The sequence below is a fragment of the Solibacillus sp. FSL K6-1554 genome, assembly GCF_038005185.1.
Taxonomy (GTDB): domain Bacteria; phylum Bacillota; class Bacilli; order Bacillales_A; family Planococcaceae; genus Solibacillus; species Solibacillus silvestris.
The window spans coordinates 158591-172817 of record NZ_JBBOSS010000001.1; the positions used below are offsets into that span (position 1 = coordinate 158591).

Sequence of the window (14227 nt, forward strand, 5' to 3'; positions counted from 1 at the left end):
TGAGATAAAACGAAGGCTATTACAGTGCAATGCACTCATCATTATTGTATACTTATTTCTATGATGCATATTTATATTCAGTAAATTTTATGTTATATTTTTGCTTTTGTAATTTTTATTAAATTACTGTTGTTGGAAAATATATTCCCCATATGCCACATTATTATGAAGATAGTTATATAGATAGTCAAGTGTGATTGTTCGAATGCCGAACTTTACATATTTTTATTGGCTCACTCGGTTAGGAGGTTATCGCTTTTGGTTGTTGCTTTTTCGATTATGCTCCCATTTCTTGCTGCAGCATTAATCCCATTAATATACAGGAAATTTAAGAATATCCATTTAGGTTGGTTCGTTTTACTTGTTCCTGTTGCTTTATTTTCGCTTTTAGCTACATATATCCCTCGAATTGCCAATGGTGAAGTATTCATTAGGACATTTGAGTGGATCCCCACTTTCGGTATTAATATTACTACTTATTTAGACGGCTTGAGTATGATTTTTAGCTTACTCATTACTGGGGTAGGCAGTTTAGTAATACTTTACTCAATTTTCTATTTATCAACGAAAGAATCATTACACCATTTCTATTGCTACTTACTATTATTTATGGGCGCGATGTTAGGCGTCGTCTTTTCAGATAACTTAATGGTGCTTTATGTATTTTGGGAATTAACGAGTGTATCGTCATTCCTATTAATCGCATTTTGGCATCATCGTAAAGCATCTCGTGCAGGCGCACGAAAAGCAATGACCATTACGGTTTCTGGTGGTGTTGCGATGCTGGCTGGTTTTTTAATGTTATATGTTGCATCAGGAACGTTTAGTATTCGCGAAATTATTGCGAATTTGGATGTCGTTCAATCGAGCGTTTATTTTGTACCGGCAATGTGTCTTGTACTTTTAGGTGCGTTTACGAAGTCGGCACAGTTCCCGTTCCATATTTGGTTGCCGGATGCAATGGAGGCACCGACACCTGTTTCCGCTTATTTACACTCTGCAACGATGGTAAAAGCGGGTATTTACTTAGTAGCTCGTACAACACCGATTTTTGGCGGGCACGAGGTATGGTTTTGGGCAGTGAGCGGGGTAGGTCTTCTTACATTATTCTGGGGCTCCTTCAATGCGGTCCGCCAGTATGATTTAAAGGCATTGCTAGCATACTCCACAATTAGTCAGCTTGGACTGATTATGTCTTTATTCGGTCTTGGTTCAGCAGCACTGCATTTTGGTTATTCAACACAGTCGGTAATTTATACGCAGGCTACATTTGCTGCATTATTCCATTTAATCAACCACTCGACATTTAAAGGCGCGCTCTTTATGATGGTCGGAATAGTCGACCATGAAGTAGGAACACGCGATATTCGTCGATTAGGCGGATTGATGTCGTTAATGCCGTTTACATTCACGATTGCCGTAATCGGAAGTGCCTCAATGGCAGGGTTACCACCATTCAATGGCTTTTTAAGTAAGGAAATGTTCTTTACAGCTACATTAAAAATTACACAGCTTGATATTTTCTCACTTGATAGCATCGGTCTTTTATTCCCGATTATCGCTTGGGTGGCCAGTGTATTTACGTTTATTTACTGTGTCATTATCGTTATGCGTACATTCTTCGGGAAAATACAGCCGGATCGTTTGGAAAAGCCGCCACATGAAGCGCCGTTTGGTATGTTAATTTCACCATTTATTTTAGTTGCCTTCGTTATTGGAATTTTTATATTCCCGAATGTTTTGGGACATTATATTTTAAGTCCGGCGATGGCAAGCATTTACCCAATGTTCCCATCTGTAGAGGAAATGACGCCTCATATCGCAGCATGGCATGGTTATATAAATACGGAACTTATTATGACGTTTGGTGTCATTGTTGTAGGGGTTTTCTTATACCGTACATTAAAAAAATGGCGTCCTGTCTATCTGTGGATACCGCAAAGCTTTACGCTAAATGCGATTTATGAACGTGTGATTAATTCAAGTGAGAGTGTATCAGGACGTATAACAAACCGTTATATGAACGGTAATTTAACGTATTATTTCGTTTATATCTATGTTTTTTTTGTAACGCTACTGGCAGGGTATATGATTTATGCGGACGTATTCAGCTGGAATCCTTCGAAAGACTCGGTGATTGAGCCATATGAATTGGTTCTTGTATTCGTTATGATTGCGGCTGCAATTGCGATTATTTTTGCAAAGCAGCGTATTACAGTCGTGCTGTTGAATGGAGTACTCGGGTATTCTGTTGCCTTTTTCTTCGTAGTATTTAGAGCTCCTGATTTGGCGCTGACGCAGCTTGTCGTTGAATCGGTTACAACAGCACTGTTTTTACTATCATTTAAATATTTACCGAAGCTTAAAAATGAGTATATTTCGAAAAGCTGGCGTTTTGCGAAGGTGACAATTTCGGTTGCGGTCGGTGCAACCGTGACACTGATTGGATTAGCTGTAATGAATTACGATCGTTTTGAACCAATCTCGAAATACTTTGAGGACTCGTATGATCTGGCAGGCGGGAAAAATATCGTCAACACGATATTAGGCGATTTCCGTGCATTTGATACGATGCTTGAAGTAGTTGTACTTTTCATTGCAGGTCTAGGCGTCTACACACTTATTAAGCTTAAGGCGAAAAAGGGGGATGGAGACGTTGAAAGTAAATGATGTTATTTTAAAATCAGTTGTACGAGGCGTTGTTTTCATCGTCTTTACGCTTGGTATGTATTTATTTTTTGCAGGACATAATGCTCCAGGCGGAGGATTCATCGGCGGGTTAGTGCTTGGCTCTGGGATTGTCCTGTTGTATTTGACGTACGACATTGAAACTGTGCATAAAGGAATGCCGTTCGACTTTAAAAAAGTGGCGGCAATCGGTGTATTGCTGGCGACAGGTTCGGCCATTGCCTCGATTTTCTTTGACGTACCTTTTTTAACACAGACAGCTGGCTATTATAATCTCCCGTTGGTAGGAGAAAAGCATTTGTCGACTGTTACGATTTTTGAAGCAGGTGTCGCAATGACGGTTGTCGGTACACTCGTAACGATTATTTTAAATATAAGTGAGGATGATTAGTATGGAATCATTAATGATTGTACTTGTCGGCATTCTAGTCGCAGTCGCTACTTATTTAATCCTCTCTCGTAGTGTCATACGTGTGATTGTCGGCACCGCCATTTTATCTCATGCCGTTCATTTATTGTTATTGACGGTCGGCGGGTTAAAAAAAGGGAGTGTGCCGCTATTAGGTCAGGCGGCTGCACCATATACCGACGCTTTGCCACAAGCATTGATTTTAACAGCAATCGTTATTAGTTTTGCTGTTACGGCCTTTTTACTCGTACTGGCTTATCGAATGTATTTAATGAACGGAACCGATGATCTAGGGGAACTTGGAGGGTCATCAGATGAATAATATAATTGTTTTACCAATGATCGTGCCGATTATAACGGCCGCATTGTTAGTATTTTTAAATAATAATATTAAACTTCAGCGGGTAGTAAGTTTAGTGACAATGATTTTCGTAGTGGGGACTTCTGTTGTCCTTCTGCAGCTTATTCAGACAGAAGGTATTATGCGTATAGACTTTAGTGGCTGGGCACCGCCGTTCGGTATTTTATTTGTTGCCGATTCATTTTCGGTACTCCTTGTTTTAACGGCAAGTCTAGTTACGATGTTCTGTTTAATTTATGCCTTTTCCACAATCGGCGAGCGTCATGAAAAAATGTACTTCTATCCGTTTGTATTATTCTTACTAGCAGGTGTAAACGGATCGTTTTTAACAGGCGATATTTTCAATTTATTCGTTTGTTTTGAAGTAATGCTTCTTGCGTCATACGTCCTTGTTGCTCTTGGCGGAGGAAAGATACAGCTGCGCGAGTCAATCAAGTATGTGCTCATTAATGTTGTCGCATCCTGGATTTTCCTCGTTGCACTGGCATTCTTATATGGAACGCTAAAGACGCTTAATATGGCGCATATTGCACAGCGTGTTGCAGAAGCCGGTCAAGACCCGTTATTAACGGTTGTCGCACTTGTTTTCCTAATTGTTTTTGCTTTAAAAGGAGGCTTGCTGCTGTTCTTTTGGCTGCCTGGTTCATACAGTGTGCCGCCAACAGCAGTACAGGCATTATTTGCGGCATTGTTAACAAAAGTCGGCATGTATGCATTGTTCCGTACGTTCACGCTCATGTTCCCGTTACAGCCGGAAATTACGCATACGGCCATCGGTGTGATGGCAGGGCTGACGATTATAGCGGGTTGTATGGGCGCATTTTCCGGACGAGATGTTCGGACAATTGCTACGTATAACGTCATCATTAGTGTTGGCTTTATACTGGTGGCACTTGCGATTGGAACAGAATCCGCAATGGCAGGAGCGGTCTATTATTTAATCCACGATATGCTCGGTAAGGCGTTACTGTTTTTACTTATTGGAACAATGGTGCTATTAACAGGGGAAATTGTCGTAAAAAATATGAATGGTTTAATTCGAATTTATCCATTGTTCGGCTGGCTGTTCTTTATTATGATGTGTGCACTTGTCGGAATTCCGCCGTTAAGCGGATTTATCGGGAAAGTATTGATCGGCCAGGGTGCTGTTGAAGCAGAGGCCTATATTTTATTGGCATTGGCATTTGGCTCGAGTATCATCGTACTCTATTCATTATTGCGTATTTTCCTTGCTTCATTTTTTGGAGAAACATCGATTAATGAAGAGGACAAAATTCGGATGCCACGTGGTGCGATGGTATCGTTCATACTCTTGACGATTTGTATCGTTGGCTTGGGAGTTGGCGCAGAAGGACTGGCGGTCTATGTTAATGATGCAGCATACACATTATCAAACCCTGCTGTTTACATTGATGCGGTTTTAAATACGAATAAATAAAGGAGGGTGAGCACTTGTTAGGTCAATTTATTATTAATTTATTTATTGCGGCGCTTTGGTTTTTGTTAAAGGATGATCCAACTGCAGACTTTACGACATTTATGTCAGGATTTTTAGTCGGAACATTGATTTTATATGCTATGCACCGATTTTTCGGAACACAGTTTTACTTGCGTCGTGTATTAAAGATTATTAAGCTCATCCTAATATTTATTCGAGAGCTGCTTTCATCAAGTGTTTCTGTATTAAAACAAGTGCTAGATCCACAGATGAATTTTACACCAGGTATTTTCACTTATGAAACAAAATTAGAAGGAGACTACCAAATAACGACATTGGCCCTGTTATTAACGTTAACTCCGGGTTCTGTTGTAATGGAAGTCTCAGAAGATAACAGTACGTTTTATATTCACGCGATGGATATAGAAGAATCGAAAGAAACGGTACTCCGTTCAATCGGCAAGTTTGAACGTGCCATTTTGGAGGTGACACAATGATCGATTTGATTCTTAAGGCGGCACTTGTTCTATTTATGGTGGCAATCGGTCTATCCTTATTTCGTGTGATAAAGGGGCCGTCACTGCCTGACCGTGCAATCGCTCTTGATACAATTGGTGTTAATTTAATTTCTGCGATCGCCATCGTGTCAATTGTTTTAAAAACAAAGGCATTTTTAGAAGCCATTTTAATATTAGGGATTTTAGCATTTATCGGAACGATTGCATTCTCGAAATATATCGAAAGAGGTGTCATTGTTGAACGTAAATCAGCTGATTGAATTAATGGCGGCACTTCTTATTTTGTTAGGAGCAATTGTGAGTGTCATTAGCGCATTCGGCATGATCCGTTTACCAGATGTGTACACACGCTCACACGCTGCAACGAAAAGTGCGACACTCTCTGTATTGCTTTGTTTGTTCGGTGGGTTCATTTACTTTTGGATCCATGATGGCTATGTGAGTATTCGCCTCATTTTAGGGATTATCTTCGTATTTATTACAGCACCAGTTTCGGGGCATTTAGTCTGTCGCGCGGCATATCGTTCACGCGTACCGCTAGCTGAAGGTTCTGGAGACGATGCATTAAATGAAATTTTGTTTGGCGAAGAAAATTTGCAAGTGAAAGAAGAAGTAGAAGCTACATTGAAAGAAATTAAATAATGAATGGAAAAGCATTCTAAAAGTGATGGCATGTCACTTTTAGAATGCTTTTTTTAGTGGATAAAAAAGAAAGAGGTGTGGATAACTTGTAGATAAAGTTTTGTAAATATCAATAGAAAAGGAGCAGTTTACTTTTTTTTGCGGAAGATTAATACGTAAAGTTAAAATTATTCCTTTTTTATATGAAATGGCTACGTTTAATGTAGAAAAATGTGACATTTTATAGAACAAATGAATATATATTCGAATATTTTTTTAATATCTTGTTCTAAAATAGAATTTCAAGATATTAATATGTGGATAAGTTAATTGCAACCTGTTGAAAAATCGTGATTAAATTGTGGATAATTGACGTTAATGTGTATAACTTTGTGGATAAATAGTATATGTGGATAATATTTCTTGATTTATTGACAAATAAGCTCGTTTTTTATATAGTACATTACAACACTAATGTACTGGATAACTTTGAAAGGAGGATCCCTTTGATTTTTAATACACAAAGTACAATGCCTATTTATATGCAAGTAGCGGAATGGATCGAAAATGAGATATTGGCCGATCGGCTGCTACCGGAAGGGAAAGTTTATTCCCAATATCAGCTTGCTGAAATTTTTAATATTAATCCGGCAACTGCCGGAAAAGGCCTGACAATTTTAGTTGAAAAAGAAATTCTATATAAAAAGAGAGGGCTTGGAATGTTTGTGGTCGGGGATGCAAAATATCGTATTTTAACAACAAGACGAAGTGATACATTGACGAAGATGGTAAAGGAAATCGTAGAAGAGGCAAAACGTTTAGGCGTGATGGATGAAGATTTGATTGAGTTGATCAAACATATTCAAAAGGAGGGGTGAGCGAATGATTGTATGCGAACAAGTGGAAAAACGATACGGCAGGAAAACGATTTTGACACAGTTGTCTTTTGAAATTACAGAGCCGAAAATCATTGGGCTGATTGGGCGCAATGGTGTTGGCAAGTCGACATTGCTGAAAATACTGGCAGGTCATGTAAAAACATCGGCTGGAAAAACAGAAGTTATTGGTAAAAGACCATTTCAAAACTTAACGGTTGCCGCGAATACGATATTTATCGAAGATGGAATAACATTTCCGTCTGTGATGAATTTAGAGGAAATTTTGAAGTCGGGTGAAAAATTCTATAAAAACTTTGCAACGGATTTAGCGTTTGAACTATTGAAGTTTAGCCGCATATCCGATAAAAGTCATCACCACCACCTTTCAAAGGGTCAAAAAGCGGTATTCAATTTAATTTATGGCATTGCAAGCCGCTGTGCGATTACTTTGCTGGATGAGCCAATGAACGGCATGGACGAAACAATCCGTGATGATATGTACCGCATCATTTTAAAGGATTTCCTGGCGTATCCGCGTATTATGATCATTTCAAGTCATTATTTAAATGAAATGGAACATTTAATTGAAGAAATTTTACTGTTGCATGAAGGTAAAGTTGAATTATTCGCTCCTGTTGAAGAAGTGCAGAGTCTTGCCATCAAGCTTGTAGGGCAAAAGGAGAACGTGGAGCCGGCTTTAAAAGCGTATGAAGTACTTGCGACATATGAAAACGGCCCAATTTTCGAAGCAATTGTTAAAAACAGTGAGTTGCCATTACCTGAAGGAGTAAGAATGCAAAATCTATCGGCAAGTGATGTATGCAAAGTGTTGACGACATCGAAAGGGGGTTCCGTTGATGACATCTATCGTAACAGTAAGTCCAATGTGTAATATTTATGAGCAGGTGAAGTGGAAATGTAAGGCGTACAGTTCAATGTTCAGTACGGTGCTGATTGTATATATTTTAATGGGGTTACTTTCAGGTGGTATGAGCGGCTCGTTAGGAACAGGAACCAGTTTTGTGAATTATGAAGAGCAATTCTATTCACTGGACGGATTTTTTATCTATACAATCATGCTAATGCTGATTTTAGGATGGATGCTCGCTTCAAAGCAGCTTTCCCGGCAAAACTATTCAATTGTAACGACAAATCTGACGGAAGTTGTATCAACCGGAATATTCCTGATAGTATTATGTGTTTTTACACTTGCAGCAGCGGTTAGTACTTTAACGATTTCCGTTTTAATCAATCTGTTGAGTACAGGAGATCAGAGTTTGTATTACGACTCTAATATTTCATTTATTGCAATTATCGGTTTTATTGTTTGTACATTACTCGCTGCATCAGTCGGCTATTTTTTGCATGCCGTGTTCAATTTCTCAAAGATTGCTTTTATCATACTCGCTGTCGGTATGTTCTTACTAATTCGTCAATATACATTTGATACATGGCAATTTGTTTTTGGTGATGGAACAATGCAAATTATTGGGAGAAGTGCTGTTTATGTCGTAATTTTATGGCTTCTAATTGCGTTGATCCGTCGAAAAAGGGAGGTGACAAGCCAATGATAGGTGGGGTTATGTTTCTTGTTCTAATACTAGGTATAGTTATGATTTTTACTAGCCTGTTAATTACAAAAATACGAATCTGGAAGCCGAAGCGTACGTTTTGGTTTGCGGCTGTTTACTTTAGTTGTGGAATTATGGCGTTTATATATTTGCTGTTTGTGTCGGGCAATGTGGAAAAGATAGCTTCAGATAAGGTTTTAAAGGAGCAAATGGAGGAAACCGAACAGTTGGAGAAAGATTTAAAAAATCGCCGGTTTGAAAGCTTAAAGGAAGAGCATTTAAAATTTACGGAAACATTTGAAGCGAAAGAAGAAAATATTGAAGTCATACGTAATGAAACCAGCTATTACTTACCGGTTGTTATTTCATGGACGGATTCAGCCGAAAATAAAATAGAGGCTTCTTATTACGAAACACCGCTTTATTTGAATCGTGTTTATATTTCGCCATATGTTAAAGCACCAAAAATCGAGTGGGATGACAATAAACTATACATTATAGAGACCGAAACGAAAATAACAGCGAAATCAATGCGTTTATCTATGGAACTTTTAAACTCTACTGAGTACGAAAGCTACAATAATCCACTCAACGAATTAATTGGTAAACGGATTTTACACTTGAATGTTCCGAAACAGTTCAATATTATTGATAAAGATGGGTGGTATTAGTCGCTGCTTAAAACTCACAATGAATTGAGCGAATAAATTGAAAAAGTTATTGAAATTAATCCTTTTTATAGGCGTTGTCTATCTATTTTTATATATAAATAATAATTGGCTTGTCACAACCGATTATGTACATGAATCAGAGAAAATACCGGAGAGCTTTGATGGCTACCGGATTGCCCAAGTAACCGATCTGCATGATGCGACATTTGGGGAAAATCAATCGCGATTAGTGAAAAAAGTGCGGGCTACCAAACCGGATGCTATTTTCATAACGGGTGATTTAGTTGATAGTCGCCGCTATGACTTGGAAAACAGCTTGCAGGCTGTGCGTCAGTTAGTCGATATTGCGGATGTTTACTATGTTCTGGGCAACCACGAAGTTGCATTGAATTTAACAGATGAAATTTATGCGGCTTTAAATGAGCTGGGCGTCCATGTGTTACCGAATGATGCGGTACAGTTGGAGCGCAATGGAGAGCACATTGTCATTGCGGGTATTGAGGACCCGTTAATGGGGAAAGAAGTGGGACAGTCAATAGATGAAGCACTGTACAATATGAATGCGGATGCATTTAAAGTGCTATTGTCACACCGTCCTGAGGTGTTTGAAACATATGTTGAAAAGGACATTGACCTAGTGTTAACAGGGCATGCACATGGTGGTCAAATTCGTCTGCCATTTATCGGCGGACTTTTTGCGCCAACTCAAGGTTTCATGCCAACATACACAGCAGGTATTTATGAACAGCAGGACACGGAAATGATAGTAAATAGGGGGTTGGGGAACAGCCTGTTTCCTTACCGAATCTTTAATCTGCCTGAAATTTACGTGGTTGAATTGAAAAGGAAAGACTAATTAGTAGTTTTCTAATATATGCTGCAGGTTTTCTAATAAAGTCGAATAAGTTCTAATATAATGTGAGTGTTCTAATAAATTATTAAGAAGTTCTAAAATAGGCCCTTGTTCTTCTAATAACCTGGTGAACTTTTCAAATAAAGTATTCCCTTGTTCTAATAATCTGCAAAAAGTTCTAATATATTTCCAAACCTTCAATAAAGGACGGCATTCCCGTTCTTAAAACGCAAAATATTCGTAAGCTTATGCAGATTATCGTAAAATAAGTGAAAACAGATCTTAGGAGTATGCAAATGGAAGGGATTATTACACTACTTGCAATGGTGGGAATCATTGTAATGATCGTGCGTTTTATGCCGAAAAAAGGCGTGAAATATATGACGGTAAAAGAACTGCAGCCTTTACTGGATGATAAGAAATATGTATTTGTGGACGTCCGTACGGAAAAAGAATATAAAGAGGCTCATATTCCTCAGTTTATTAATTGTCCGCTTGGAACGTATTTAGGAGATTTGCCGAAAGATCGACCAATTGTTGTCATTTGTCAAAGCGGTGCACGCAGTAATAAAGCGTGCAAGGAACTCGTAAAGCTCGGTTATACCGATATAACAAACATTCGTCGCGGGATGAATGGACTGCGTGCAGAATAAAAAGAAGAAGCGATAGAGGGTACCCTCTATCGCTTCTTCTTTCGTTTTATCCCGCATTAACGGTTAGTAAGACCCAGCCTTCATATTTAGGCAGGGCAAAGGGAGATGCGGGAGATCTTCTCCCCGTAAAAGCCCGATTGGTTCAACTAACAATCCGTGGAGGAAAACCTCCCGGATAGAAATTTCACTTTATTGAACTGCTTCCTTCATTGCCTTAATCAGTGCTTCTGCAGTTATTGCCTTCTCACCGCCACCTTGTACAAGCGCATCATTGCCGCCGCCTTTACCATTAATAAGCGGTAAAGCAGCTGCAGAAATATCTTTCATCGATTTCGTTTGTTCACTTCCGCGTGCCGCAACAAATTGTAGCTTGTCTTCATTATTGGCAACGAGCAGGGCAATTGCCTCATCATTTTGCTGTGTAATAAAACGGGCAAGCTTCTGCAGGCTTTGGATCGAACGGTTTTCGAAAGTCGCGGCTGCAACGGTTTCTTTTGCCAGTTCTTTTGCTTCGAATTCAAGAAGGGTATCTTGTGCTTCCGTTAAACTTTTCTCTGTTTGTTTTGCTGCTTTCGTGAATTTGCGCAACGTATTAGCTGCTTCTTCTTCCGATGCACTCAACTGTCGAGCCACATCGCTTAAGACCTGTTTGCGCATTGCCAGCTGCTGTAATACGCGATTCCCGCATACGAAATGTACACGAATCTGCTTCTTCATCTTCTCGGTAGCTAAAATCTTAATTAAGCCTACTTGTCCGGTAGAAGTAGGGTGTGTGCCGCCACAGCCGTTGTAATCATAATCAGGGATTATAACTAGACGGATATCTTCGTCGACTTTTACATCTTTCCGCAGGTTATATTGTGCTAACTCTTCTTTTGTTACCCACTTTGTTTCAATAGGTCGGTTTTCCAAAATAATTCCGTTAGCCCGTTTTTCCACTGCTGACAGCTGATCTTCTGATACTTCACCAACATTTAAATCGATGGTGACAAGCTCTGTTCCTAGGTGGAAGCTCACTGTCGCCATATCGAATAATTCAACAAAGGCCGCTGATAAAATATGTTGCCCCGCATGTTGTTGCATATGGTCGAATCGGCGCGACCAATGAAGTTTCCCGGATATTTCCCCGGAAATATTCGACACATCGGCTGCCGTATAATGACGAATTTCCTCATTAATTTTCTCAACATCGATAATTTCCACATCATTAATCCAGCCGGTATCATGGGGTTGTCCGCCACCTGTAGGATAAAAGGCCGTATTGTCTAATACGATGAAGTTTCCCGTGTCATCTTTGCCTATTTTCACAACCTGTGCCGTAAATTCCTTCATCATTGCATCTTTGTAATATAATAGATTTTTCAAAGTCCATCACTCCTTAATTTCTAGTTTGTCATATGAAAACGTTGCTGTCACGGTGTAAATAATGATTGTTATTTGACGCGGGGCAATTTTCGTTTATGATAAAATAGAAGCATTTCCCGGAAGGAGCATGAATATGAATATTACGCAATTTTCAATAGAAGAAATTTTAGATCCGACAAAGATTATTGAAGGTAAACGCTATGAGTTTTTATTAGATGTAGAAGTGGATGAGGAAGATGAACTGTATTCCGCTGCAGGATTAGAGATTCGAGTAATTGTAGGGGTAATTGACGATAACGTACGCATCGTGAACTATTTTATTATCGATAAAGAAAATAATGAGTTTTTGGATTTTGCATTGGAAGAAGACGAAGAAGGGATGATTCTGGCGTTTTGCAAAGAGGAATTATCTGCTGATTCTAGTGAAACAGAAGCTGAATAATCTGCATAAAAAAGGTAGCGCATTCGCTACCTTTTTTAGTCTATATATTTCGTTTTAAACTGATTTGAACCAATCCCGTAAAACCAATTAAATGGGATACGCCTGATTTGTTGTATGAATATCTTTTACCAAGCGGCAATTGCGCCATCTGTTCGTGGCTCTGTTCCACCGTATAACACGCCTGTTTTCTGATCCCGCCAAATTATTTGGCCGCGTCCAAAACTGCCGCCGTCGACTGCAACTCGAATGTCGTGCCCTTTCCGCTGCAATGCCTGCACTAAATAATTAGGGAAGTGCGGCTCGACTTCAACGTGCTTTTCACCGATCCATTGCCATCTCGGCATATCGAGTGCTGCTTGCGGGTTGAGTGCGAAATCGACTGTGGATGTAATGACCTGGAAATGCCCTTGAGGCTGCATATAACCCCCCATTACACCAAACGGTCCGACCGCTTCATTATCCTTCGTCAAGAATCCTGGAATAATTGTATTGAATGTTCGTTTTCCAGGCTTTAAGAAGTTCGGATGTGCTTCATCCAATGAAAAGTCATAGCCGCGGTTTTGAAGTGCTACCCCCGTTTCCGGAATGACCACGCCTGAACCGAAGCCCATATAGTTACTTTGGATGTACGATACCATATTCCCATCTGCGTCGGCTGTTGCCAAATACACGGTGCCGCCTTTTGGAATATCGAATGGTTTCGGCTCGAGTGCTGTATTGCTGATTTCGGCAAAGCGTGATTCTCCGTAAGTTTTAGATAATAGTGTTTCGACATTTATCGGCATATCAATTGTTTCTGTGATAAATGCTTTACCGTCCGTATACGCAAGCTTCATCGCTTCGATTTGATTATGTAGTGTCTCGGCATCATGCCACTTCGATTCGGCATGCTGATAAATATTCAGCGCCATTTGTGCAACAATGCCCTGGCCATTCGGCGGGATTTCCCATACATCATAGCCTTTGTAATGCACTTTTATCGGGTTTACCCACTCCGGTTCATAGCTTTCCAAATCGTCCTTTGTAAGAAAGCCGTTATGTTTTTTCATAAAAGCATCAATTTTGTCTGCAATTTCGCCTTTATAGAAAGCCTCCCCATTTGTTTTGGCGATTTTGCGCAACGTATCTCCATGTGCTGGTGAATTCCACACTTCCCCAATTTCCGGCATCCGTCCATCAATGGAAAATGTTTCAAACCAGTGCTGGAATTCTTCGGATGTAAAATTCTTTTTATACTTTTTATAGGCCGATTGCCAGTAGTGTCCGAGCGTTACAGAAATCGGATATCCTTCTTCTGCATACGAGATGGCAGGGGCTAATACTTCACTCAGTGGCAGCTTCCCGAACCGCTTTGACAAGGCCGCCCATGCTGATGGAGCACCTGGAACAGTAACAGGAATAACTCCATGCATCGGAATTTGATCAAGTCCGCGTTCGGTTAAGGCTTTTTTGGAAAACGACTTAGGAGAAGGTCCTGAAGCGTTTAACCCGTAAAGTTCATCCTTCATCCAGACGAGCGCAAATGCATCGCCGCCGATTCCGTTTGATGTAGGCTCAACGACAGTTAGTGCCGCCGCTGTTGCGATCGCTGCATCGACTGCATTGCCGCCTTTTTTTAAAATATCCAGTCCTGCCTGTGCTGCGAGCGGCTGAGATGTTGCGACCATACCTCGATTGGCGATGACCGTATTCCGCTTACTTGGATACGGATAATGTAAAAAGTCCACAAATAATTCCCCTTTTAATTTTAATGACATAA

General features: G+C 39.9%; 16 protein-coding genes. 14 read left to right on the forward strand and 2 right to left on the reverse strand.

Annotation, left to right across the window (positions count from 1 at the left end; genetic code table 11):
• The first annotated feature begins 258 nt into the window (after positions 1–258).
• From MHB58_RS00795 to MHB58_RS00855, 13 genes are all read left to right on the forward strand, one after another.
• Positions 259–2670, forward strand: a complete 2412-nt coding sequence (locus tag MHB58_RS00795) for a Na+/H+ antiporter subunit A (RefSeq protein ID WP_014825049.1) — start codon at positions 259–261, stop codon at positions 2668–2670.
• Positions 2657–3079 (forward strand): Na(+)/H(+) antiporter subunit B, encoded by a 423-nt coding sequence (locus MHB58_RS00800; protein ID WP_008407450.1) that lies wholly within the window; start codon positions 2657–2659, stop codon positions 3077–3079. Before MHB58_RS00795 ends, MHB58_RS00800 begins: the two co-directional genes overlap by 14 nt.
• 1 nt (position 3080) lies before the next feature.
• Complete coding sequence (locus tag MHB58_RS00805; RefSeq protein WP_008407452.1) at positions 3081–3419, forward strand: Na(+)/H(+) antiporter subunit C; 339 nt, start codon at positions 3081–3083, stop codon at positions 3417–3419.
• A complete protein-coding gene (locus MHB58_RS00810) occupies positions 3412–4896 on the forward strand; it encodes a Na+/H+ antiporter subunit D (protein WP_008407454.1) in 1485 nt (494 codons plus the stop codon). The genes MHB58_RS00805 and MHB58_RS00810 overlap by 8 nt, the downstream gene beginning before the upstream one ends.
• 14 nt (positions 4897–4910) lie before the next feature.
• Positions 4911–5393: a Na+/H+ antiporter subunit E gene (locus MHB58_RS00815; protein WP_014825048.1), complete on the forward strand. Its 483-nt coding sequence runs from the start codon at positions 4911–4913 to the stop codon at positions 5391–5393.
• On the forward strand, positions 5390–5674 hold the full coding sequence (locus MHB58_RS00820; protein WP_008407457.1) for a Na(+)/H(+) antiporter subunit F1: 285 nt from the start codon (positions 5390–5392) through the stop codon (positions 5672–5674). The genes MHB58_RS00815 and MHB58_RS00820 overlap by 4 nt, the downstream gene beginning before the upstream one ends.
• On the forward strand, positions 5652–6056 hold the full coding sequence (locus MHB58_RS00825) for a Na+/H+ antiporter subunit G (protein ID WP_014825047.1): 405 nt from the start codon (positions 5652–5654) through the stop codon (positions 6054–6056). Before MHB58_RS00820 ends, MHB58_RS00825 begins: the two co-directional genes overlap by 23 nt.
• Positions 6057–6541: 485 nt before the next feature.
• Entirely contained in the window at positions 6542–6913 is a 372-nt protein-coding gene (locus MHB58_RS00830; protein WP_014825046.1) for a GntR family transcriptional regulator, read from the forward strand.
• A gap of 4 nt (positions 6914–6917) precedes the next feature.
• Positions 6918–7805 carry an ATP-binding cassette domain-containing protein gene (locus MHB58_RS00835; RefSeq protein ID WP_014825045.1) on the forward strand — a complete coding sequence of 296 codons (888 nt, stop codon included), beginning with the start codon at positions 6918–6920 and terminating at the stop codon, positions 7803–7805.
• Positions 7771–8484 (forward strand): silver transporter, encoded by a 714-nt coding sequence (locus MHB58_RS00840; protein ID WP_340734511.1) that lies wholly within the window; start codon positions 7771–7773, stop codon positions 8482–8484. Before MHB58_RS00835 ends, MHB58_RS00840 begins: the two co-directional genes overlap by 35 nt.
• Complete coding sequence (locus MHB58_RS00845; protein WP_340734512.1) at positions 8481–9155, forward strand: glucose-6-phosphate isomerase; 675 nt, start codon at positions 8481–8483, stop codon at positions 9153–9155. Before MHB58_RS00840 ends, MHB58_RS00845 begins: the two co-directional genes overlap by 4 nt.
• A gap of 37 nt (positions 9156–9192) precedes the next feature.
• Positions 9193–10011 (forward strand): metallophosphoesterase, encoded by an 819-nt coding sequence (locus tag MHB58_RS00850; protein ID WP_014825042.1) that lies wholly within the window; start codon positions 9193–9195, stop codon positions 10009–10011.
• A gap of 293 nt (positions 10012–10304) precedes the next feature.
• Positions 10305–10661 carry a rhodanese-like domain-containing protein gene (locus MHB58_RS00855; protein WP_340734513.1) on the forward strand — a complete coding sequence of 119 codons (357 nt, stop codon included), beginning with the start codon at positions 10305–10307 and terminating at the stop codon, positions 10659–10661.
• Positions 10662–10850: 189 nt separating this feature from the next.
• Here the strand turns inward: MHB58_RS00855 and MHB58_RS00860 are convergent, their stop codons facing one another.
• Positions 10851–12026, reverse strand: coding sequence for an alanyl-tRNA editing protein (locus MHB58_RS00860; RefSeq protein WP_340734514.1), 1176 nt, complete (start codon positions 12024–12026; stop codon positions 10851–10853).
• A 133-nt stretch (positions 12027–12159) separates the two neighbouring features.
• Here MHB58_RS00860 and MHB58_RS00865 point away from each other — a divergent pair, with 133 nt between their 5' ends.
• On the forward strand, positions 12160–12468 hold the full coding sequence (locus tag MHB58_RS00865) for a DUF6509 family protein (protein WP_065216247.1): 309 nt from the start codon (positions 12160–12162) through the stop codon (positions 12466–12468).
• A 125-nt stretch (positions 12469–12593) separates the two neighbouring features.
• Here the strand turns inward: MHB58_RS00865 and MHB58_RS00870 are convergent, their stop codons facing one another.
• Positions 12594–14225: a gamma-glutamyltransferase family protein gene (locus tag MHB58_RS00870; RefSeq protein ID WP_232504516.1), complete on the reverse strand. Its 1632-nt coding sequence runs from the start codon at positions 14223–14225 to the stop codon at positions 12594–12596.
• Positions 14226–14227: the final 2 nt, after the last annotated feature.

Excerpts from the sequence above, each read along its gene's own strand:
- MHB58_RS00805 (WP_008407452.1), top strand. The coding sequence starts at position 3,081 with ATGGAATCATTAATGATTGTACTTGTCGGCATTCTAGTCGCAGTCGCT.
- MHB58_RS00810 (WP_008407454.1), top strand. The coding sequence starts at position 3,412 with ATGAATAATATAATTGTTTTACCAATGATCGTGCCGATTATAACGGCC.
- MHB58_RS00820 (WP_008407457.1), top strand. The coding sequence starts at position 5,390 with ATGATCGATTTGATTCTTAAGGCGGCACTTGTTCTATTTATGGTGGCA.
- MHB58_RS00835 (WP_014825045.1), top strand. The coding sequence starts at position 6,918 with ATGATTGTATGCGAACAAGTGGAAAAACGATACGGCAGGAAAACGATT.
- MHB58_RS00840 (WP_340734511.1), top strand. The coding sequence starts at position 7,771 with ATGACATCTATCGTAACAGTAAGTCCAATGTGTAATATTTATGAGCAG.
- MHB58_RS00845 (WP_340734512.1), top strand. The coding sequence starts at position 8,481 with ATGATAGGTGGGGTTATGTTTCTTGTTCTAATACTAGGTATAGTTATG.
- MHB58_RS00855 (WP_340734513.1), top strand. The coding sequence starts at position 10,305 with ATGGAAGGGATTATTACACTACTTGCAATGGTGGGAATCATTGTAATG.
- MHB58_RS00865 (WP_065216247.1), top strand. The coding sequence starts at position 12,160 with ATGAATATTACGCAATTTTCAATAGAAGAAATTTTAGATCCGACAAAG.
- MHB58_RS00870 (WP_232504516.1), bottom strand. The coding sequence starts at position 14,225 with ATGTCATTAAAATTAAAAGGGGAATTATTTGTGGACTTTTTACATTAT.